Source organism: Bradyrhizobium sp. 187, assembly GCF_023101005.1.
Classification (GTDB): Bacteria; Pseudomonadota; Alphaproteobacteria; order Rhizobiales; family Xanthobacteraceae; genus Bradyrhizobium; species Bradyrhizobium canariense_D.
This window is the reverse complement of record NZ_CP064693.1, coordinates 3,992,026-4,012,080: the sequence shown is the minus strand read 5'-3', so window position 1 is coordinate 4,012,080 and position 20,055 is coordinate 3,992,026. Positions and strand designations below refer to the sequence as shown.

Here is a 20,055-nt window from a genome sequence, read left to right as displayed (position 1 = left end):
GCACCGTTGCATGTCCGTACCCGCTGGCCATGGATGTCGCTGCTGCTTGGAGCAGTCGTCGCGCTCAACCCGATTGGGCTCGATCTTCTTTACTCCGCGTTCTTTGCCAGTGAACAACTGGCACGGAACATCGCCCAGCCGGTCGTGCTGATTGCCTTGGCCGTAATGGCTTTGGCGACGATGCTCGAATGGCTGGTGAGGTCTTTTCTGATCAAGCGCCGCGCCCGCGGCGCCTCTTGAGTTGAATGGGAGCCGCCATGGCCGAGACATCCTTCGACATCATCATCATCGGCTCCGGTCCGGGCGGCTATGTCACCGCAATCCGCGCCGCCCAGCTCGGCTTCAAGGTCGCGATCGTCGAGAAATCCTATCTCGGCGGCATCTGCCTGAACTGGGGCTGCATCCCGACCAAGGCGCTGCTGCGCTCGGCCGAGATCTACCACTACATGCAGCACGCCAAGGATTACGGCCTGTCGGCCGACAACGTCTCGTTCGACCCGAAGGCGGTGGTGCAGCGCTCGCGCGGTGTCTCGAAGCGGCTGAACGATGGCGTTGGCTTCCTGATGAAGAAGAACAAGGTCAGCGTGATCTGGGGCGCGGCCTCGATCGATGCGCCCGGCAAAGTCACCGTGAAGAAGTCGGACGTCGAGGGCCCCAAGGGTGCGCTGGGCGAGGGGACGTATCAGGCCAAGCACATCATCATCGCGACCGGCGCGCGGCCGCGGGTGCTGCCGGGCCTCGAACCCGACAAGAAGCTGATCTGGACTTATTTCGAGGCGATGGTGCCGGAGCGGATGCCGAAATCGCTGCTGGTCGTCGGCTCCGGCGCGATCGGCATCGAGTTCGCCTCCTTCTTCCACACCATGGGCTCGGACGTCACCGTGGTCGAAGTGCTGCCGCAGATCCTGCCGGTGGAGGACGCCGAGATCGCCGGCCTGGCCCGCAAGCGTTTCGAGAAGCAGGGCATCAAGATCCTGTCCTCGACCAAGGTGACCAAGCTCGAGAAGAAGGCCGACAGCGTCGTCGCTACCATTGACGACGGCAAGGGCAAGCCTGTGACGACCGAGTTCGAGCGTGTGATCTCGGCGGTCGGCGTCGTCGGCAACATCGAGAACCTTGGACTCGAGAAGCTCGGCGTGAAAACGGATCGCGGCGTCATCGTGATCGACGGCTACGGCAAGACCAACATCCCCGGCATCTATGCCATCGGCGATGTCGCGGGGCCGCCGATGCTGGCTCACAAGGCCGAACATGAAGGCGTGATCTGCGTCGAGGCGATCAAGGGCCTGCATCCGCACGCCATGGACAAGAACCTGATCCCGGGCTGCACCTATTGTCAGCCGCAGGTGGCCTCCGTCGGCCTCACCGAAGCCAAGGCCAAGGAGAACGGCCGCGAGATCCGCGTCGGCCGCTTCCCCTTCGTCGGCAACGGCAAGGCCATCGCGCTCGGCGAGGACCAGGGCTTGGTCAAGGTGATCTTCGACAAGAAGACCGGCCAGCTGCTTGGCGCCCACATGATCGGCGCGGAGGTCACCGAGCTGATCCAGGGCTACGTCGTCTCCATGAACCTTGAGACCACGGAAGAGGAGCTGATGCACACGGTGTTCCCGCATCCGACCCTGTCGGAGATGATGAAGGAAGCCGTGCTGGATGCGTATGGACGGGTGCTGAATATTTGACGGGCGCGCATCGCCGCCCACCACCGTCATTGCGAGCGAAGCGAAGCAATCCAGACTGCCTCCGCGGAAAGACTCTGGATTGCTCCGCTGCGCTCGCAATGACGAGCGGAGGGATCTGTTTGCAAAACAAGAAGGAAATCACCCCATGCAAGACAACGACAACCTCACCATCGAACGCCCGACCTTCGTCACCCATCTCGAATGCGCGATGGAGGGCGATCATTACGCCGCCGACCAGGTCCACAACCTCTCTAAGGCCGGCAAGCCGCTGCTGGTGCGCTACGACCTTGCCGGTGTGAAGACGGCGCTGACGAAAGACGCGCTCGCCCAGCGCCCCGCCGACATGTGGCGCTACCGCGAGCTTTTGCCGGTGCGTAAATGTCGGGATATCGTCTCGCTCGGCGAGGTCACGACGCCGCTGATCCGGCTGCCCAAGCTCGGTGCAAAACTCGGCGGCGGCGAGATCATCGTCAAGGACGAGGGGCGCTTGCCGACCGGCTCGTTCAAGGCGCGCGGCCTCGTGATGGCGGTGTCGATGGGCAAGGCGCTCGGCATCAAGCATATGGCGATGCCGACCAACGGCAATGCCGGCGCGGCGCTCGCGGCTTATGCGACCTCCTGCGGCATCAAGACCACGATCTTCTGCCCGGCCGATACGCCGGAGGTGAACGTCAGCGAGATCGAGCTGCAGGGCGCCACCGTCTACCGCGTCAACGGCTATATCGACGATTGCGGCAAGATCGTCGGCGAGGGCAAGGCGAAAGTCGGCTGGTTCGACACCTCGACCTTGAAGGAGCCGTACCGCATCGAAGGCAAGAAGACGATGGGGCTCGAACTCGCCGAGCAGCTCGGCTGGGACGTGCCCGACGTGATCTTCTATCCGACCGGCGGCGGCACCGGCTTGATCGGCATGTGGAAGGCGTTCGACGAACTAGAGAAGATCGGCTTCATCGGCAGCAAGCGCCCGCGCATGGTCGCGGTGCAAGCCTCCGGCTGCGCGCCCATGGTGCGCGCCTATGAGGCCGGCACCGAGCATGCGACGCGCTGGGAGGACGCTCACACCATCGCGTCAGGCATTCGCGTGCCGCAGGCGATCGGCGACTTTCTCATTTTGCGCGCGGTGCGGCAGAGCAACGGTTTTGCCATTGCCGTCGACGACGATAAGATCTCATCGGCGCTCAGCGAGGTCGCGCGCGAGGAGGGGCTGTTGCTCTGCCCCGAAGGTGCTGCCACCTACGCCGCCTACAAGGACAGCCTCGCCGACGGCCGCGTCAGCAAGTCCGACCGCGTGATGCTGTTCAACTGCGCCACCGGCCTGAAATACCCGCTGCCGCCGGTCACCCGCACGCTCGATCGCCACAAGCCGATCGACTATTCGCAGTTCTAGCGCGGCATTTCGTCCCTTCAGGAACGATCCCTCTTCCCGTACGCGGGAAGAGACTAAAACAACAATGACATTGCTGGGAGAAGACAATGAAGGCCGCCTGGGCTGCGCTGATTGCTATTCTCGCTGTTGCAGGCGCCGCGCGCGCCGACGACTATCCCTCGCGTCCCATCACCATCATCGTTCCCTTCGCCGCCGGCGGTCCGTCGGATGCGATGGCGCGAGTGCTTGCCGAGCGGATGCGGACATCGCTTGGGCAGCCGCTGGTGATCGAGAACGTCACCGGCGCGGGCGGCTCGATCGGCGTCGGCCGCGCCGTGCATTCGGCCCCCGACGGCTACACGATCTCGTTCGGCCATCTCGGCACCCACGTTGCCAACGGCGCCGTCTACAAGCTCAATTACGACCTGGTCGCGGACCTGGAGCCGGTGGTGCTGCTGCCGAGCAATCCGATGATCGTCGTCAGCAAGAACGCGGTGCCCGCGACCTCGCTGAAGGAGCTGCTGGACTGGCTGAAGTCGCGACCGTCGCCGCCGACCGCCGGCACCGCCGGCGCGGGCTCGGGTAGCCACATCGCCGGGGTCTATTTCGAGAGCGTCAGCGGCATCAAGCTGCAATACGTACCGTATCGCGGCACCGCGCCCGCCCTGAACGATCTCATTGCCGGCCAGATCGACATCATCGTCGACCAGACCTCGAACTCCATCAACCAGGTCCGCGCCGGCACCATTCGCGCCTACGCCATCACCGATGACAGGCGCCTGTCGTCGGCGCCCGACATCCCGACGGCGGAGGAGGCGGGCCTGAAGGGCTTCAACATGACGCTCTGGTCCGGCATGTGGGTGCCGAAGGGCACGCCAAAGGCGATCGTCGCCAAGCTCAATGCCGCTGCCGTGGAAGCGCTGAACGATCCCGGCGTGAAGAAGCAGCTCGAAAGTCAGGGGCTTGAGATGACACCCCAGGATCAGCTCACGCCCGAGGCCCTGGGCGCCCGCCAGAAGGCGGAGATCGCGAAGTGGTGGCCAATGATCAAGGCGGCGAACATCAAGGTGGAGTGAGCGCCGTGTCGCCAGGGCTCGGCGCCAGCGTATCACGTCTCGGTTTGATCGGAGCCGGACAGGGCCATCCGCAGACATTCAAGCAGAGCGGGCGTGGAGAACGGCTTCGCCAGAAAGCAGATAGCGCCCGCTTTCAGCGCGCGGTCGCGCACGGCATCGTCGGGAAAAGCCGTCATGAAAATGAAGGGCGTGTGGTGACCAAGGCTGCGCATGTGCGTCAAGAGCTCAAGGCCGCCCATCAACGACATCTGCACATCCGCGATCACGCAGGACGTCGTCTTCAGTTCGGCCGATTGAAGAAATTCGTCAGCGGAGCGAAATATGTTGACCGTGTATCCCCGCGACGTCAGCAGATTATTGGTCGCAAGGCGGACTGATCGATCATCGTCGATGACGGAAATGGCCGAGGGGATTGACAAGATGATCGCTCCTGATCGGGGAGCCGCCGATCACGGTGCCGCACTTGACGAAAGTGAGCCCTTGGAGCGAGCTTGAAAAGCATACTTAGGTTTGCACCTTTCCGCCCGGGCGTGAGATTCCGAGCGCCTCCACCATTCTGACGAGATCGGCCAACGACTTGGCGCCCATTTTCCGCATGATCTGCCCGCGGTAGATCTTGACGGTAATCTCAGCCAATCCGAGCTCGGCAGCGACTTGCTTGTTCATCAGGCCGGACGCCACCAGGGCGAGGATGTCGCGCTGGCGCGCGCTTAAACCCTCGAATCGGGACCGCACTCCCGCGACCGACTCCTCGGCATTGCGTCGCTTGCGATCCCGTTCGATCGCGGCCTGAACCGCATCCAGCATGTCCTGGTCGCGCACCGGCTTGGTCAGAAAATCGATGGCGCCGCTCTTCATGGCCCTGACGGTCATCGGAATATCACCATGACCGGTGATGAAGATAATGGGCGTGTGAATGTTCGCCTTCGCTAGGTCCGACTGCAGGTCAAAGCCGCTTGAGCCCGGCAGGCGGATGTCGAGCACAAGGCAGCTGGGGACCGCCGGTGGCTTGGCTTCCATGATCTCCGCCGCGGAGCCGAAAGCCTCGACCTTGAGGCCGACGGATTGAAAGAGGTTGGTGAGCGCACGGCGCATCGATGGATCGTCGTCGACGATCAAGACGATCGGATCGTCGGAACTCGTCTGCACCGTCGCCACCTTGGGAAGGTCGGTCACGACGTGTCCTCGATCGGCAAGGGCAGGGCAATCTGGAATGTTGCTCCGCTTCCGTCATTGGGGAAGGCCGAGAGCCGGCCCGCATGAGCCTCGATGATCGATCGGCAGATCGACAGTCCCATCCCCAGGCCGCTCGGCTTTGTCGTGAAGAAAGGTGTGAAGATGCGCTCCGTCGCGCCGTCGCCGAGGCCGACCCCGCTGTCTGTCACGATCAGGAGCATGCGGCCTTCGCCGTGCTCGCTCGCCTGGCTGGAGCGGATCGCAAGCTCGCGCGGACGGTCCACATTGGCGTGCATGGCTTCAATCCCGTTCATGACCAGGTTGATCAGCACCTGCTGCAGCTGGATCCGGTCGCCGCAAACGCTGGGTAGAGCGGACGCCAGCTCCATTCGTACCGACACGGCATGGGTGGCAAGCTCGCGGCGGACGAGCGCCACCGTCTCCCTGACGAGCTGGTTCATGTCGACCGGAGCCATCTCGATCTCGGTCTTCTTCGCAAGCGTTCTGATCCGGCGGATCACCTCGCTGGCGCGATTGGCGTCCTCGACGATCCATTCCACGGAACGGCGTGCGGCATTCAGTTGGGCTGGTTCGCGGCCGAGCCATCCGATACAGGCATCCGCATTGGAGATCACGGCGGCCAAGGGCTGATTGATCTCGTGGGCGATCGAGGCCGTGAGTTCGCCGAGCATCGTGACACGCGTCACGTGAGCTAGTTCGGCTTGCGCCTTGCGCAGCGCTTCTTCGGCCTGCTCGGCGCGGATGGCCGCCGTCACGTCGCTGCTGACGCCACGATAACCGAGAAAGTTGCCGTTCGCGTCGTGCAAGGGCTTGCCGCTGGTGCGCACGTAGATCGGAGATCCGTTGCGATCCTTGCTTCGGTAGACCAGGTCGCGAAACGGAAGGTGGGCATCGAGCGTCGCGCGATGCCGCTCCCACTTCTCGGGCTCGAGCTCGGCATCGGGTGGAATGTCCCAACGGGCGAGGCCGATCACGCCCGTGGGCACGGGACCGGCCGTGTCGGCATGTTCCGAAATCCGTGTGATACGGTGGTCCGGCCCGCTCTCCCAAAACCAGTCCGAGGCGGTTTCGGCATAGTCGCGAAATCGCTGCTCGGACAGCTTGAGCTCGTCAAAGGCTTTTTGCAGCGCTTGTCTGGCGGCAAACTGCTCGGTGACATCGACGTGGGTGCCGATGATTTCCGTGACATCGCCGTCCCCGCCGACGACGGGATGCCCCTCCGTATGGACGTGTCGTACGGAACCGTCCGGACGCAAAATCCGAAAATCAACTTCGAAAGGCTGCTTTTGCCGGATTGCCTGACGTTCCACATCGACGATCCGGCGAAAGTCTTCGGCGAGGATCCGTTGTTGGAAAGCCTGCGCCGACAGATCGATCTGGTCCGGGTTGAATCCGAACAGGCGATAGAGTTCGGCCGATCGGTAGGCAAACTCCTGACTGCGCACGTTCCAGGCCCAGCTGCTCGTGTGGCTGAGGCGCTGGGCTTCGGTCAGATAGGCTTCGCTGCGACGCAGCCGCTGTTCGGTTTCCTTTGCCGTAGTGACGTCAGTGACCGCTCCGACAAACTCGATGTGGCCGGATCCATGTCTCACCACGCGTGCCACGGAATGGAGATATTTGATGGTTCCATCGGGCATCAGCAGGCGATACTCATGGTCGAAATCGCCGACCTCACGGAAGGCCCGATCAAGGGTCTTGCTGACCGCATTGCGATCTTCCGGATGAATGCGCTGGAAAACGAAATCGAGCGTCGGTTTGACCTGCGGGTCACATTGGAAGATGCGAAAGGTCTCCCTGGACCAGACGGCCTCGCGGGTTGCCAGGCTCAGGCCGAAGCTGCCGGTGCGGCTCAACTCCTGCGCTTGGGCAAGGTAGGCCTCGCTCTGCCGCAGCGCATCCTCCGCCTCCTTGCGCTGGGTGATGTTTTCGCAGGCGACCAGCACGATCGGCGTGCCGTCGCCGCGTCGCATGGCCTTGGCGTTCTCACGGACCCAGAGAACCGAGCCGTCCTTCCGGATCTTGCGAATCTCCCAGGTGTGCGACTGGTCCACGGTTTCCAGGCACAGCCCGACACAGCGACGGACGAAATCGCGGTCCTCTTCGAAAAAGACGTTCAGCACAGATTGGCCGGTCAACTCGGCCGCCGTGTAGCCCAGTTGCGCGGCGCCAAATGTATTTACGTTGAGCACCGTTCCGGCCGGATCGACCATGAAATACATGACCGGATTGTGCTCGAACACTTGTCGCCATTGCTTCACGGCGTCGCGCAGGTCGGCATTGTCCTGCCGCCAGCCATCCCCAGTCGCGGGCTCGCCTTTCCCCGCATTGCCGAGAGATCGAAGCGCCGCAAGGCCGCCGAGCAGGAATTGCGCGGCCGAATTCCCTAGTTTTGCGATCTGGCCAGGCATCATCGCAAGCGTCCCGGCCCGCGTGGGGCAGGGAGAGTAGAGCACTTTGCGACAGCAGGGGCAATTCCCTGATCAAAGCAGGATTCCGCATCGAAAGTTCGCGGGCTCCGTGCAGCTTGCCAGCGTTGCGCCGTCTCGTTGCGAGCGGACGAAACTCCGGTAAATCACCGGACAAACCTATGTATAGGTCGCGCAATCCTAGTCATACGCTGCATTTACCTCCGTACAATTGAGCGGCCCGTCACATGGGGACTAGTCTCACCGGCAATCCAGTGGTGTCGATCGCAACGCTTGAACAGTTGAGTAGCGCGGGGTCGTGCACTCAAGAGGCCAGCTTCGCCTCCGCCGGCGCTGACTTGCCGATGATCTGGTCACGATTGAGAAGCCGCATTTCGTTGACGAACGTGATGATTGTGCATCAGCGCCCGTGGGGATCCTCGACCGTCAGAGGCGCCCATCAGAGGCCAGGAGGAGAGGATCATGTGCGATAAGCCCGAACACTCCGAGCGCCCTTCCGCCGCAAAAAGCTGCGCCGTCTGCAGCGGGAAGTTCGGCCTGATCCGGTATTATTCCTGGCGAGCGCCGCTTTGCTCCCGGAAATGTCTCGATCGCTTCAGAGCGCGCCGCGAACGCGATCGCCGATGGCTGTTTCGGTCTCAGGCGGCGTAAGCACCAGTCACCGGATCCGCTGCGTTCGGCAATTCTGTATCGGGAGGCTGCGCGTTGAACCGTTGTTGCAAGCTCCTCTTGGCGATCACGCTGCCGCTTTCGTTGATGACTGGAGCGGAGGCGGACGAGGCTGGACAGGATGGCGCACATCGTCATCCGCCTCGGGATCTGCTCCTCCACGAGCAGTTCTATTCGAGTTGGCACATGCCGGACAATCCGGTGCTGACTTGCTGCAACAACGCCGACTGCTACCCGACCGAGATACGGCGGGTCGAGGGGAGCATCTACGCGCTGCGCCGGGAAGACGGGAAATACATCCTCATTCCGCCTCAGAAGGTCGAGCGAAACAGGGATAATCCCGACGGCCGCAACCATCTTTGCGCGCCGCCGCCGTCCGCCTCTCTCGTCGACACGGTCTACTGCTTTGCGCTCGGAGGTGCCACATGAGGTTCATATTGGTGAACGGCAGGACCCCTTTTCGCAAAACGTCCTGCCTCTGGTGCTGCGAGGAGATCAGCGGCGGCTATCTGCGCGATGCGAAGACGCTGCTGCCCTACTGCGGCTACGAGTGTTACGCGCTTCATGGCGAAGCTGCGCCGCTGATCGAGGGGCGCACACGAGCGGCGTCTTGAGCGGATAGGAGGGCGAAACGGGCGGTGGATTTGCCGTCCGGGCGAGAGGACATCGCGATGAGATTCATGTTCGTCAATCAGGAAGGGCCTCGCCACGGCGGTACCTGCAGCGCGTGCGCGCAGCCGCTGGGCGCGAGTTACGTCCGCCATGTGCCCGCTGAGCGGCGGTACTGCGACTATGATTGCTACCGTCGATATCAGCAGACGGCGGTGGAAATGCTCTGGCCTTACCGCAGTTCGCTCGAAGCGATCACGGTGTCGAGCTGGAACTGGATACTGCAGACGGGCGCGCTCTCGCGCTCGCTGACGGAAGCATTTCTGCGCGCGTACGAACCCTCTGACCACGGAAGGAGGTGACGGCTCGCCAAACGATGCGGACCCGCGCAGAGAGGTCGGTCGCAGTCACTGCATCCAGCTTCACGCCGCGTCCAGCCCCGGCGTCGCGAAGCTAGGGCGCGGCGGCTGCGGCCGATGCCGTCGGCATCGCGCCCCTGTTCGGCGTCGTAACGCGCTGCTCGGACTTCCCCGCGACGACGCTGCTGGCCTCAAACCTCGCACGATAGACCAGCACGTTCTCGATCACGCGCTGGACGTAGTTGCGCGTCTCCGACAGCGGGATGCGCTCGACCCAGTCGACCGGATCGACCTTGGGATCCCTGGGGTCGCCGCGCGCCTGCACCCATTCGCGCACGCGGCCCCGGCCGGCATTGTAGCCGGCGAAGGTCATGATCTGGTTGCCGCGATATTCCGACATGAGCGCACTGAGCTCGGCCGCGCCCATCTGCGTGTTGTAGACGGGATCGGAGACCATCTTGTCCCAGTCATAGGTCAGGCCGAAGCGCTTTGCGGTGTCGCGGCCCGCTTCCGGCGTCACCTGCATCAGCCCGACTGCGTTGGCGGCCGATTTGTCGCGCTGGTCGAACGAGCTTTCGGTGCGCGCCACCGAATAGATCACGCTGGGATCGATCGCGGGCGCCACCTGCTTATGTTCAGGGATGCCGATGGTCGGGAAGGCGTAGTGATCGAGCGCGAGCCCGCGCGCCAGCGCCGACTTGCCGACCTCCAGCATCACGCGCGCATCGTTGCGCCGGCCGGCGAGCTCGCCGAGCGCTTCGAGTGCGGCGACGTCGGTGCTCTCCTTGGCAAAATCCTCGGCGAAGTAAAACACCATGTCGCGCTCACCGACGCCGTAGAGCATGTCGGCGGCGCGCACGCGCTCGTCCGCGGGCGGCGCGTCGACTGCTGCCAGCACGGGCGAGGGCGCACGCAGCTCGATGCGGTCGAGACCGAGCCTGGCGCGGGCGAGCTGGCCGTAATAGGCGGTCGGATAGCGCGCCGCCGCCTGATAGCTCAGGCGCGCATCGGCCGGTGCGTTCATTGCCTCGGCCGCGCGGCCGCGCCAATAATGCGCGCGCGACAGCGCGATCGGATTGGCGGAGCCTTCGTCGATCGCGGCGAAATGCGTCATCGCCGCCTTGGGATCATCGAGATAGCGCAGCGCGATCCAGCCGCACATGAAGTGATAGTCGGCGCGATAGACCTCCATCGCGGGCACGGCTGCCGAGCGCACCAAATCATAGGCGGTTTTGAACTTGCCCTGGTCGAGCAGCTTTCGCGCGAGCAGGCGGCGCTCGCGCCACCAGGCGTCGGTGTCTTGCGCCGCCATCGTATCGGGCGCGGCGGCCAGGATCACCTCGGCCGCGTCGTCGATGCGGTCATTCTGGAGATGCCATTGCGCGCGGCACAGCACATAGCCGAGGTCGCGGCGCGCCTCGGCCGAAATATCCTCCAGGTAATCCTTGGCCTTGCTGGCCTTGCCGGTGACTGCGGCGCAGGCCTTGACGATCGCGAGCGCATCCTCGCCGAGCCGCTTGGCTGCGCGCCGCGCTCCCGCATAGTCCTTGGCGCCGAGCCGCTTGTCCATGCGGGCGCGATGATCCTCGGCGGTCAGGAGATCGCGGAACGCTTGGTAGGAATCCTCCTCACTGCGCTCGGACAATTCGTCCGTGCGCCAGGCATCGCGCACGAGACGCGCGGCCCTGTCGCTGTCGCCCTCGGTCATCAGCACGCGGGCGAGCGCGAACTTGCCCTTGGCGCTGGTCGGCCGGTCCATCGTGAATTTGTGCACGGTCGCCGCGTTGGCCTTCTCCTGCCACAGCCGCGCCTCGGCGCGGCGGCGGAGCAGCGCGCTGCTCGGCCAGTCCGGATTGGCGGCGAGGAAGGCGGCGTAGCGCTTGAAATTCGCCGTGCTTTCGGAATGGCGCAGCATAAACCAGTCGGCGAGTTTCTGTCCGGCCGGGTCGGCAATGCGGTCGCGCGCCGCGCTGGCGTCCTCGGTCTTGCCCTTCCGCGCGAGATCGATGGCATCCTTCAGCGCGGCGAGATCGCCAGTCAGCGGCGGGGCTGCCGGCTTGTCCGAGGGCGCGTCGTCCTGCTTCTTCGACTTGCGCTTGGCCTCGGCATGCTTGCCGTGCCGCGCCTTGCCGGCGGAGGCGTGGCGCTGCTTGCCGGTTTTCGCCTCATGCGTCTTCTTCGGCGCGGACGATTTGTGACCGCTCTTCGCTGCCAGCTCTGTAGGGATGAAGGCCAAAGCGGCCACGGCAACGACACACGCGAGCGAGCGTAGGCACTGGTTCATTCCGTGGTCCCCCTGCGAAACCAGTACAAACCAAAGTCCGCGACGAGATGCGGCTCGAGAATCAAAACGGCGTCAAAATGGTGACACGACGTCGTTTCGCATCCTGAAGCTGTTCCAACAATGCGGCGAAATACGGATGGAGCCAGGGAACCTGTGCAACGGCGGGGCGAGCGGGTCTCTTAACCTTCATTAACGAATACGGCTCGCGCGACGGTTGCGGCGGTTCAGGACGCCTCGAAGCGGCCAAATTGCGCGTATTCCCGGCGGCAAATCCGTTGTATTGGGTTCCAAAGCCTTTCCCCTTCAGCCCATTGTCCCGCGCCCATGCCGATTTTCAACCAGTCGATCCGGCGCAAGATCGTCGGGATTGCGCTCGGCCTCATCATCCTGATGGTCGTCACCGCGATCCTGTCGATGGTGATGTCCAGCCGCGTCGGCCATCTTCTGGATGAGCTGACCGCGCGGTATATTCCGGCTTACGGCCACCTGGCGCGGTCCAATGTGCGTTCGCTGGAGCGGGCGCTGGCGATGCGGCGCATGGTGATCGCCAAAATGCAAACGCCGCCGGACGAGGAGGGCTTTGCGGCGCGGCTGAAGATCTTCAGGGAAACGGACGCCCAGGTCGAGCAGGAGGCCGAAGCCGCGCGAAAGCTGATCAACGCGATCATCGACGATGAGAGCACACCGTCGGACAACGCGGCACTCGCCCGGATCGAGACGCGCATCGAGAATGCAGTCAAGGAGCTTCGCCGCGAACTCGACGAGGAGGACGCCAAGCTGCTCCGGCTGCTCGATGCCAAGGACTTTGCGGCCACGCGCGACGTGCTCGTCCATGTGGACGCGCTCCGCGATCTCTTCACCCAGCGGATCGATGCGATCCGCGCCGAGATGCTCTCGCAGGTGTTCGTGAGCACCGCGCAGGTGATCCGCCATCAGCGCCAGGCGATCATCGTCTCGGGCATCGTGACCATCCTCGCGGCGATCGTCGGACTTGCCTTTGCGATCATGGTCTCCACCGGGATCACGCGACCGGTCCGGCTCTTGCTGGCCGGCACCCGCGAAGTCGAGGCGGGCCGCTTCGACAAGACCATCAGTGTCTCGACGCAGGACGAGATTGGCGAACTCGCCTCCGCCTTCAATCGCATGGTCGAGCAATTGCGCCAGAACGAGCGCATCCGCGAGACCTTTGGCCGCTACATCGATCCCAAGGTGGTGCAGGGGCTGATTGACCGGCCGGAGGTCGCCGTCGACGGCCAGCGCCGGGTGATGACCATCATGTTCTGCGACATGAGCGGCTTCACCGCGATGAGCGAGGGCATGACCCCGCGCGGCTTGGTCAAGGTGATGAACCACTATTTTACCGTCATGTCCGGTCCGATCAGGAGCAACCGCGGCATCATCGACAAATATATCGGCGACGCCATCATGGCCTATTGGGGCCCTCCCTTCATCGAGGAGGAAGAGCCGGCGCTGCTCGCAGGCCTTGCTGCGATCGAAATGGCCGATCAGGTGCCCGCGCTGCAGAAGCAATTGCCGGATCTGCTCGGCATCCGCGCCATGCCCGGGCTTTGCGATCTGCGGATCGGCATCGCCACCGGCGAGGTCCTGACCGGCAGCATCGGCTCCGAGCTGATGATGAGCTTCACCGTGATGGGCGACGCCGTGAACCTCGCCTCACGACTGGAGGCCGTCAACAAGACCTATGGCACCCGTATCCTGATCTCGCAGGCGACGGCGGACGCGATCGGCTCGCACCTCGGATTGCGCGAGGTCGACCGTCTTGCGGTCGCCGGCCAGAGCGCGCCGCAAACGATCTTCGAGGTGATGGGCCGGGCAGGCGCACTCACGGCCGCGCATGAGAGCCTGCGTTCTCACTACGCCGAAGGCCTCGCCGCCTATCGCGCCCGCCGCTTCGACGAGGCCCGCGCCGGCTTCAACGCGGCACTTGAAGCCGTCCCAGGCGACGGCCCCTCGCGGGCAATGCTTGCTCGTATCACGCGGTTCGAGGCCCATCCGCCGGACGAGGGCTGGGACGGCGCCTGGCGGTTGGAGCAGAAATAGTCGGCCGCGCGGGAAAAATTGATTCTACTCGATAACGATGTTCGCAGTGACCTATTTCCCGGGCTTAGGTTTGGTGTCCTTGAGGCGTTTGATGGGGACACGCCGATGACAGAACTTGAGAACAGGCTCGAACGGTTCGAGACGCTCACCGCCGAATGCGAGCTGATCGCCAGGCTCGCCACCGACAGCACCAAGCGTGAGTTTTATCTGAAGCTCTCGGAGCGGTATCGCCAGCTGGCGGTGGACATGCGGCAGGCCATAGCGAGCCAAGCTGCGGCCTGACGCCGGCAATCCGTTCTTAACACTTGGCGCGCATCCTCAATGCAGATGCGGGGACGCCTGCGGCGATTTCCCGCTGTGGTAATGCCGGGGCTCGCTGCGGTGCAGCGCGCGTCGCGAGATTGTTTTGTCGTGCCTAGCAGGGCGATCCCATGCGCCTTTTTGCGGTCATCATGTTTGGACTCATGACGGCAGCCTGCAACCAGGAGCAGGAGATCACCGGCTCGACCCCGGTCTGCGCGATGCGGAACTACACTTCCTTCAATCCCCGCGACATGACCCAGTGCGTTGCCGCCTGCAAGGCGTGCGACCACGGCAACACGGTCACCTGCAGCACGTCGTGCACGCTCAAGGGCGCCCGCTGAGCGGCTCCGCCTCCTGGTTCGAGGCCGATGGTGTCTCGACGGTGTTTTGGCACCGGAACGATTCACATGGATCAATCATTGAAGGGATGGCAGGACGCGGAGTCCTTTGGAATGGGTAAGCTCGATCCCGGTCGGTTCCTGGTGTCATGCTCTCACTGCGCAGCCTGGCCGATGGCCGCCAATGTAAGACGTTCGAGCTGGTCGGCTTCGCCGAACGAGGTCCGCTTCGTTTGCCCGCGCTGCCGCCGCGAGGAGACCGCGATCATCTCCGCCTCCGGCGAGTTGACGCCGATCCGGCGCGTCGACGTCCCGCCGCGCGACGTCACCGCGGCCTGGGCTCAGGCCCAGCGCCCAAGAGGGCGAGCGTAGCCCGCCGTTTAAGGAGAAGAGGGCCGAGCGCAGCCAGCTGAGGGCAAGAGGGCGCGCGTCACCATCCGTCGGGACCTCTGATGAGGCGGTTGGAACTGCCGCGGGAGGTGATCCAAGCAGGTGCAAATGTGCTAGGATCGTCGGCATGAGTTCATCCATGCCCCGTCCAATCCTGCCGCCCCTCGGCGACCGTTTCCGCCTTAACCCGGTCGCGGCGCGCCTTGCGCCGCTGTTCGGCTTCGCGCTGCTGATCGTGTCATGCGCGCTGGCAAGCTTTGCATTCTCCTGTGCCACGCCGTTTGCGGCTTGCGCGGTTGTCGCCGCCGCCATGCTGCCGCTGCGTCCGGCGCTGCTCGTCGTCACCGGCGCCTGGCTGGTGAACCAGGGCATCGGCTTCGGCGCGCTGCACTATCCGATCGACCCCAGCACTATCGCCTGGGGCTTCGTCATCGGCGCTGCTGCGCTGCTATCGACCGCAGCAGCATCGACGGTCCTCCGTAGGCTGCCGCGAGGCCGCACGCCACTGATGCTTGCGATTGCATTCGTTGCCGCCTACGCGGTCTATGAGTTCGCGCTGCTTGCCGCGACGCCGGTCCTGGGCGGCGAGGGCGCCTTCACCGCCGCCATCGTGACCCGGATCGGGCTGACCAGCGCCATCTGGCTCGCCGGCCTCGTCGCCGTCTGTGAGATCGTCCGTCTGGCCGATCCGTTCGGGCGCGCGATGCGGAACGACTGAGCGCCAACCAAGGCACTGAAGTCCGGTCATGCCGATAACCGGACCTTTGCCCAGCGCTGCAAGGCGACCGCTGTCCAAACCGTCTCGACAAACCCGAACGGCCAGGCGCCCTGGAGAAAGCCATAGACCCCGCTGAACGCGCAGGCTGCCGCGAAGGCCAGCACGAAATGCGGTCCGCGCGGCTCAAGCGCGTAAAACAGCAGCATCGCACTGACCGACAGCACTCCGAAGATTGTGATTGCGTCCATCAGCCGGCCGGAGGCTTCGGCTTCTTGGCGACACCGAGGGTGTGGACGACGGCGGGCCCCATAACCGGCCACAGCGCGGCCGTCGCGGTCAGAACGGTCGCGGCGCACATTGCAGCCAGCACGGACGATCGGATTTTCAAGCCGCGCGTCCGCGATCGACAGACGATCCAGACCCAGGCGCAGACCACGACGGCGATGGACAGTTTCGTCATCAGCCCGTGCGCATGGTCGAGCACCGCGATCAGGCTGCCCACGCCGGCGAGCACGACAGCGGGTACCCTGCGCCCTCTTGGACAAGAGGGTGAAGCGACGAAGCAAAGCTCGGGCGGAATCAGCCGCGAGAACGCGAAGCGTGTCTGCAAGTTGAATCTGCATTGGCGGATGGCGATTGCTGCCCCTTGCTCCGTCATTGCGAGCGCAGCGAAGCGATCCAGAGTCTTTCCGCGGAGGATTCTGGATTGCTTCCGCCTTCGCTAAAGCTTCGGCGGACAAGTCGCTCCGCTCGCAAAGACGATGTGGAGAGAGTGTGCACAACACTTCGATCTGTGGCCTGGACGCAGCGCCCTTGCGGCGCGTCCGGACAGGCGGGGAGATGATGAAGCGCCGACTCACCTTGGCTGCGCCTCGTCGTCGCGCCGAAGTTGCAACGCAGGCACGCACCGGAAACTTGAAGTTGTGGGATTGTCCTCCCGCCGGGGGTATCGCAGTAAGCTCGATCGTGTCCTCACGGCCACGATTGTGCCGTCCGTGCAACACTCGTCACGGATTTAACCATCTTCTCTGTCCGTTCGCATCGACGCCGCTTTTTGGCCACACCCGAACATGAATAAAATCACTCGAATATTTTAGCGGCAGCGGTGATCCTGGAAGACGACGGAAATCCCCAAGGTCGATTCAAAAGGTCGATTCAAATCTTGGCTCTGATTTTTCGGGTCTGAAAGGGTTGGCCGGGGAAACTGGTTTGCGATGGACGCGAAGAGCAACATCAAGCAGAGGCTGCCGAGCCGTCACGTGACGGAAGGTCCTGCGCGCGCGCCCCATCGCTCCTACCTCTACGCCATGGGTCTGACCACCGACCAGATCCACCAGCCCTTCGTCGGCGTCGCCTCGTGCTGGAACGAGGCCGCGCCCTGCAACATCTCCCTGATGCGCCAGGCGCAGGCGGTGAAGAAGGGCGTCGCAGCCGCCGGCGGCACGCCGCGCGAGTTCTGCACCATCACCGTGACCGACGGCATCGCCATGGGGCATGACGGCATGCGCTCCTCGCTGCCGTCGCGCGAATGCATCGCCGATTCCGTCGAATTGACGATCCGCGGCCACGCCTATGACGCTCTCGTTGGCCTGGCCGGCTGCGACAAGTCGCTGCCGGGCATGATGATGGCGATGGTCCGTCTCAACGTGCCCTCGATCTTCATCTATGGCGGCTCGATCCTGCCCGGCAATTTCCGGGGCCAGCAGGTGACCGTGCAGGACATGTTCGAAGCCGTCGGCAAGCACTCGGTCGGCGCAATGTCGGACGAGGACCTCGACGAGATCGAGCGCGTGGCGTGCCCCTCGGCGGGTGCCTGCGGCGCGCAGTTCACCGCCAACACGATGGCGACCGTCTCCGAGGCGATCGGGCTGGCCTTGCCGTACTCGGCCGGTGCTCCGGCACCCTATGAAATTCGCGACGCCTTCTGCATGACCGCGGGCGAGCAGGTCATGCAGCTGATCGCCCAAAACATCCGGCCACGCGACATCGTCACCCTCAAGGCGCTGGAGAATGCCGCCGCCGTGGTCGCCGCGTCCGGTGGCTCGACTAATGCTGCACTGCACCTGCCGGCAATCGCGCACGAGTGCGGCATCAAGTTCGACCTGTTCGACGTCGCCGAAATCTTCAAAAAGACACCGTACGTCGCGGATTTGAAGCCAGGCGGCCGTTATGTCGCCAAAGACATGTTTGAAGTAGGTGGCATACCGCTTCTGATGAAGACGCTGCTCGACAACGGATTTCTCCACGGTGACTGCATGACCGTCACCGGTCGAACGATCGCCGAAAACCTCAAAAGCGTGAAGTGGAATCCGCACCAGGACGTGGTGCACCCGGCAGACAAGCCCATCACCGTCACCGGCGGTGTGGTCGGTCTGAAGGGCAATCTGGCGCCAGAAGGTGCGATCGTGAAAGTCGCGGGAATGTCCAACCTCAGGTTCACCGGTCCGGCCAGGTGCTTCGACCGTGAGGAGGATGCTTTCGAGGCCGTCCAGAAGCGCACCTACCGCGAAGGCGAAGTCATCGTGATCCGCTACGAGGGGCCGAAGGGCGGTCCCGGCATGCGGGAAATGCTCCAGACCACCGCGGCGCTGACCGGCCAGGGCATGGGCGGCAAGATCGCGCTCATCACCGACGGCCGCTTCTCCGGCGCCACCCGCGGCTTCTGCATCGGCCATGTCGGGCCGGAAGCCGCCATCGGCGGCCCGATCGGGTTGCTGGAGGACGGCGATATCATCGAAATCGACGCGGTCGCCGGTACCCTTAACGTAAAATTGAGCGACCAGGAGCTTGCCCAACGCAAGACCAAATGGACCGCTCGCGCGACTAACCACACGACGGGCGCGCTCTGGAAATATGCTCAGCAGGTTGGACCAGCGGTCGGTGGGGCAGTGACCCATCCGGGCGGCGCGCACGAGAAACAGTGCTATGCGGACATCTAGGCGTACCATCGTTGCGTTTGTGTTGGGGGCTGCCGCGCTGGCCGCGCCGGCTCTCGCCTTTGACGGCGCACCCGTCAGCCAGAAGGATGCGACCATCCCGGTGGTCACGACCTTGCCGGGCGCAGCAGGCAAGGTGCGCAATGTACCGCCAGTCGTGCCCCAGGAAACCTCGCTCAGCGCCCTGCAATATGCCGCGGAGGGTGGCCACCCCATCGCGCAGTGGAAGCTCGGCCGCATGTACGCCAATGGCGACGGCGTCGCCCAGGACGATGTGCGTGCGTTCGAGTATTTCACCCGCATCGCCAACGCGCACGCCGAAGACAGCCCGTCCGCGCCGCAGGCGCAGATCGTCGCCAACGCCTTTGTGGCGCTCGGCCGCTATTATCTCAGCGGCATCCCGAATTCGAAGGTCAAGCCGGACCAGGAGCGGGCGCGGGAGATGTTTTCCTATGCCGCGTCCTATTTCGGCAATGCGGATGCGCAATACGATCTCGCCCGCCTGTACCTGAAGACGCCGGACGCTTCGCGCGAGGATTTCCGCTACGGCGCGCGCTGGCTTGGGCTCGCCGCGCAGAAGGGCCAGCACGAGGCCCAGGCGCTGCTCGGCCAGATGCTGTTCAACGGCGACCGCCTGCCGCGGCAGGCCGCGCGCGGCCTGATGTGGCTGACGCTGGCGCGCGACAGCGCAGGCAGCGACGAGACCTGGATCAAGGAAAACTACAACCGCGCCTTCGCAAAGGCCTCCGACGACGATCGCGCCATGTGCCTGCAGATGCTGGAGCAATGGGTGCAGGGTCGACGGGAGTGATGGGTTGAGGCGGCCTCACGCCGCCTCAAGATCGAGATCCGCCCACACCGGCACGTGGTCCGACGGCTTCTCCCAGCTGCGCACATAGCTGTCGATGCCGACATTGGCGAGCCGGTCGCTGGCCTGTGGCGACAGCAGAAGGTGGTCGATCCGCAGGCCGTGGTTCTTCTGCCAGGCGCCGGCCTGGTAGTCCCAGAACGTGTAGAGCCCGGGCTCGTCGGTGACGGCCCGAAGCGCATCGGTCAGGCCGAGGCCGAGCAGGGACTGAAAACTTTCCCGCGTCTCGGGCTTGAACAGGGCGTCCTCGATCCAGGCGGCGGGATTATGGACGTCCCGGGCATGCGGGATGACGTTGAAGTCGCCTGCGAGGATCAGCGGCTCCTCGGTCTTGAGGCGCTCGTTCGAATACTCAAGAAGCCGCGACATCCATTTGAGCTTGTAGGGATATTTCTCGGTCCCGACCGGGTTGCCATTGGGCAGATAGAGGCAGGCGATGCGCAGCACGCCGGACTTGAGCGTCACCACGCCTTCGAGGAAGCGGGCATGGGCATCCTCGTCGTCGCCGGCCAGCCCCGACTTGGTCTCGTCGAACCGGAGCTTGGAGAGCAGGGCGACACCGTTGAACGTCTTCTGCCCGTGGGTGACCACGTTGTAGCCGAGCGCCTCGATCTCCAGCCGCGGGAAGGCGTCGTCGACGCATTTGATCTCCTGGAGGCAGACGATGTCCGGCTGGCACTCCTTCAGCCAGGTCAGGAGGAGATCGATGCGCTGCCGGACCGAGTTCACGTTCCAGGTGGCTATTCTGATGGGCATCTTGGCGGCTCCGGGCAGGG

The 20,055-nt window shown here is 64.0% G+C and carries 21 protein-coding genes; 14 read left to right on the top strand and 7 right to left on the bottom strand.

The features are described 5' to 3' along the window. The first annotated feature begins 33 nt into the window (after positions 1-33). From IVB19_RS19170 to IVB19_RS19155, 4 genes are all read left to right on the top strand, one after another. Positions 34-240, top strand: a complete 207-nt coding sequence (locus IVB19_RS19170) for a hypothetical protein (RefSeq protein ID WP_247296603.1) — start codon at positions 34-36, stop codon at positions 238-240. Between the two features lie 17 nt (positions 241-257). After that, on the top strand, positions 258-1,679 hold the full coding sequence (gene lpdA, locus IVB19_RS19165; RefSeq protein WP_018458055.1) for a dihydrolipoyl dehydrogenase: 1,422 nt from the start codon (positions 258-260) through the stop codon (positions 1,677-1,679). Between the two features lie 145 nt (positions 1,680-1,824). Continuing rightward, positions 1,825-3,066 carry a threonine synthase gene (locus IVB19_RS19160; protein WP_247296605.1) on the top strand — a complete coding sequence of 414 codons (1,242 nt, stop codon included), beginning with the start codon at positions 1,825-1,827 and terminating at the stop codon, positions 3,064-3,066. A gap of 86 nt (positions 3,067-3,152) precedes the next feature. Further along, positions 3,153-4,121, top strand: a complete 969-nt coding sequence (locus IVB19_RS19155) for a tripartite tricarboxylate transporter substrate binding protein BugD (protein WP_018458053.1) — start codon at positions 3,153-3,155, stop codon at positions 4,119-4,121. A 32-nt stretch (positions 4,122-4,153) separates the two neighbouring features. Here the strand turns inward: IVB19_RS19155 and IVB19_RS19150 are convergent, their stop codons facing one another. The 3 genes from IVB19_RS19150 to IVB19_RS19140 all read right to left on the bottom strand — a co-directional run bounded on the left by IVB19_RS19150 (position 4,154) and on the right by IVB19_RS19140 (position 7,729). Beyond that, complete coding sequence (locus IVB19_RS19150) at positions 4,154-4,540, bottom strand: response regulator transcription factor (protein ID WP_018458052.1); 387 nt, start codon at positions 4,538-4,540, stop codon at positions 4,154-4,156. Between the two features lie 85 nt (positions 4,541-4,625). Further along, on the bottom strand, positions 4,626-5,297 hold the full coding sequence (locus IVB19_RS19145; protein WP_018458051.1) for a response regulator transcription factor: 672 nt from the start codon (positions 5,295-5,297) through the stop codon (positions 4,626-4,628). Next, positions 5,294-7,729 (bottom strand): PAS domain-containing sensor histidine kinase, encoded by a 2,436-nt coding sequence (locus tag IVB19_RS19140; RefSeq protein WP_085384619.1) that lies wholly within the window; start codon positions 7,727-7,729, stop codon positions 5,294-5,296. Before IVB19_RS19140 ends, IVB19_RS19145 begins: the two co-directional genes overlap by 4 nt. Positions 7,730-8,473: 744 nt before the next feature. On the opposite strand from IVB19_RS19140, the gene IVB19_RS19135 reads away from it, so the two are divergent. Genes IVB19_RS19135 through IVB19_RS19125 form a run of 3 tightly spaced genes read left to right on the top strand, consistent with a single transcriptional unit; the run spans position 8,474 to position 9,384 of the window. After that, entirely contained in the window at positions 8,474-8,842 is a 369-nt protein-coding gene (locus IVB19_RS19135) for a hypothetical protein (protein WP_231188449.1), read from the top strand. Further along, the gene (locus tag IVB19_RS19130; RefSeq protein ID WP_039800268.1) at positions 8,839-9,027 is read left to right on the top strand and encodes a hypothetical protein; all 189 of its coding nucleotides are present in this window, start codon (positions 8,839-8,841) and stop codon (positions 9,025-9,027) included. Before IVB19_RS19135 ends, IVB19_RS19130 begins: the two co-directional genes overlap by 4 nt. A gap of 57 nt (positions 9,028-9,084) precedes the next feature. After that, a complete protein-coding gene (locus IVB19_RS19125; RefSeq protein ID WP_018458047.1) occupies positions 9,085-9,384 on the top strand; it encodes a hypothetical protein in 300 nt (99 codons plus the stop codon). 91 nt (positions 9,385-9,475) lie between these two features. Here the strand turns inward: IVB19_RS19125 and IVB19_RS19120 are convergent, their stop codons facing one another. Further along, a complete protein-coding gene (locus tag IVB19_RS19120) occupies positions 9,476-11,665 on the bottom strand; it encodes a lytic transglycosylase domain-containing protein (RefSeq protein WP_018458046.1) in 2,190 nt (729 codons plus the stop codon). A 324-nt stretch (positions 11,666-11,989) separates the two neighbouring features. On the opposite strand from IVB19_RS19120, the gene IVB19_RS19115 reads away from it, so the two are divergent. The 5 genes from IVB19_RS19115 to IVB19_RS19095 all read left to right on the top strand — a co-directional run bounded on the left by IVB19_RS19115 (position 11,990) and on the right by IVB19_RS19095 (position 15,475). After that, a complete protein-coding gene (locus IVB19_RS19115) occupies positions 11,990-13,726 on the top strand; it encodes an adenylate/guanylate cyclase domain-containing protein (protein WP_018458045.1) in 1,737 nt (578 codons plus the stop codon). Positions 13,727-13,831: 105 nt separating this feature from the next. Further along, positions 13,832-14,008 (top strand): hypothetical protein, encoded by a 177-nt coding sequence (locus tag IVB19_RS19110; protein ID WP_018458044.1) that lies wholly within the window; start codon positions 13,832-13,834, stop codon positions 14,006-14,008. A gap of 149 nt (positions 14,009-14,157) precedes the next feature. Beyond that, positions 14,158-14,370, top strand: a complete 213-nt coding sequence (locus IVB19_RS19105; RefSeq protein ID WP_018458043.1) for a hypothetical protein — start codon at positions 14,158-14,160, stop codon at positions 14,368-14,370. Between the two features lie 66 nt (positions 14,371-14,436). Next, entirely contained in the window at positions 14,437-14,739 is a 303-nt protein-coding gene (locus tag IVB19_RS19100) for a hypothetical protein (RefSeq protein WP_247819784.1), read from the top strand. Between the two features lie 157 nt (positions 14,740-14,896). Continuing rightward, the gene (locus IVB19_RS19095) at positions 14,897-15,475 is read left to right on the top strand and encodes a hypothetical protein (protein ID WP_247819783.1); all 579 of its coding nucleotides are present in this window, start codon (positions 14,897-14,899) and stop codon (positions 15,473-15,475) included. Positions 15,476-15,501: 26 nt separating this feature from the next. Here the strand turns inward: IVB19_RS19095 and IVB19_RS19090 are convergent, their stop codons facing one another. Beyond that, on the bottom strand, positions 15,502-15,723 hold the full coding sequence (locus IVB19_RS19090) for a hypothetical protein (protein WP_018458040.1): 222 nt from the start codon (positions 15,721-15,723) through the stop codon (positions 15,502-15,504). Next, positions 15,723-15,989: a hypothetical protein gene (locus IVB19_RS19085; RefSeq protein ID WP_247819782.1), complete on the bottom strand. Its 267-nt coding sequence runs from the start codon at positions 15,987-15,989 to the stop codon at positions 15,723-15,725. Before IVB19_RS19085 ends, IVB19_RS19090 begins: the two co-directional genes overlap by 1 nt. Before the next feature lie 700 nt (positions 15,990-16,689). On the opposite strand from IVB19_RS19085, the gene ilvD reads away from it, so the two are divergent. Together ilvD and IVB19_RS19075 are read left to right on the top strand one after the other, a co-directional pair. Next, positions 16,690-18,414, top strand: coding sequence for a dihydroxy-acid dehydratase (gene ilvD / locus IVB19_RS19080; protein ID WP_247296611.1), 1,725 nt, complete (start codon positions 16,690-16,692; stop codon positions 18,412-18,414). Then, on the top strand, positions 18,401-19,222 hold the full coding sequence (locus tag IVB19_RS19075; protein ID WP_026233489.1) for a tetratricopeptide repeat protein: 822 nt from the start codon (positions 18,401-18,403) through the stop codon (positions 19,220-19,222). The genes ilvD and IVB19_RS19075 overlap by 14 nt, the downstream gene beginning before the upstream one ends. A gap of 15 nt (positions 19,223-19,237) precedes the next feature. Here IVB19_RS19075 and xth read toward each other — a convergent pair whose 3' ends face one another. After that, a complete protein-coding gene (xth, locus tag IVB19_RS19070; protein WP_247819781.1) occupies positions 19,238-20,035 on the bottom strand; it encodes an exodeoxyribonuclease III in 798 nt (265 codons plus the stop codon). Between the last annotated feature and the right edge of the window lie 20 nt (positions 20,036-20,055).

Coding starts and splice junctions, on each gene's coding strand:
- IVB19_RS19170 (WP_247296603.1), top strand. CDS start 34: ATGTCGCTGCTGCTTGGAGCAGTCGTCGCGCTCAACCCGATTGGGCTC.
- lpdA (WP_018458055.1), top strand. CDS start 258: ATGGCCGAGACATCCTTCGACATCATCATCATCGGCTCCGGTCCGGGC.
- IVB19_RS19160 (WP_247296605.1), top strand. CDS start 1,825: ATGCAAGACAACGACAACCTCACCATCGAACGCCCGACCTTCGTCACC.
- IVB19_RS19155 (WP_018458053.1), top strand. CDS start 3,153: ATGAAGGCCGCCTGGGCTGCGCTGATTGCTATTCTCGCTGTTGCAGGC.
- IVB19_RS19140 (WP_085384619.1), bottom strand. CDS start 7,729: ATGATGCCTGGCCAGATCGCAAAACTAGGGAATTCGGCCGCGCAATTC.
- IVB19_RS19130 (WP_039800268.1), top strand. CDS start 8,839: ATGAGGTTCATATTGGTGAACGGCAGGACCCCTTTTCGCAAAACGTCC.
- IVB19_RS19125 (WP_018458047.1), top strand. CDS start 9,085: ATGAGATTCATGTTCGTCAATCAGGAAGGGCCTCGCCACGGCGGTACC.
- IVB19_RS19120 (WP_018458046.1), bottom strand. CDS start 11,665: ATGAACCAGTGCCTACGCTCGCTCGCGTGTGTCGTTGCCGTGGCCGCT.
- IVB19_RS19115 (WP_018458045.1), top strand. CDS start 11,990: ATGCCGATTTTCAACCAGTCGATCCGGCGCAAGATCGTCGGGATTGCG.
- IVB19_RS19110 (WP_018458044.1), top strand. CDS start 13,832: ATGACAGAACTTGAGAACAGGCTCGAACGGTTCGAGACGCTCACCGCC.
- IVB19_RS19105 (WP_018458043.1), top strand. CDS start 14,158: ATGCGCCTTTTTGCGGTCATCATGTTTGGACTCATGACGGCAGCCTGC.
- IVB19_RS19100 (WP_247819784.1), top strand. CDS start 14,437: ATGGATCAATCATTGAAGGGATGGCAGGACGCGGAGTCCTTTGGAATG.
- IVB19_RS19095 (WP_247819783.1), top strand. CDS start 14,897: ATGCCCCGTCCAATCCTGCCGCCCCTCGGCGACCGTTTCCGCCTTAAC.
- IVB19_RS19090 (WP_018458040.1), bottom strand. CDS start 15,723: ATGGACGCAATCACAATCTTCGGAGTGCTGTCGGTCAGTGCGATGCTG.
- ilvD (WP_247296611.1), top strand. CDS start 16,690: ATGGACGCGAAGAGCAACATCAAGCAGAGGCTGCCGAGCCGTCACGTG.
- IVB19_RS19075 (WP_026233489.1), top strand. CDS start 18,401: ATGCGGACATCTAGGCGTACCATCGTTGCGTTTGTGTTGGGGGCTGCC.
- xth (WP_247819781.1), bottom strand. CDS start 20,035: ATGCCCATCAGAATAGCCACCTGGAACGTGAACTCGGTCCGGCAGCGC.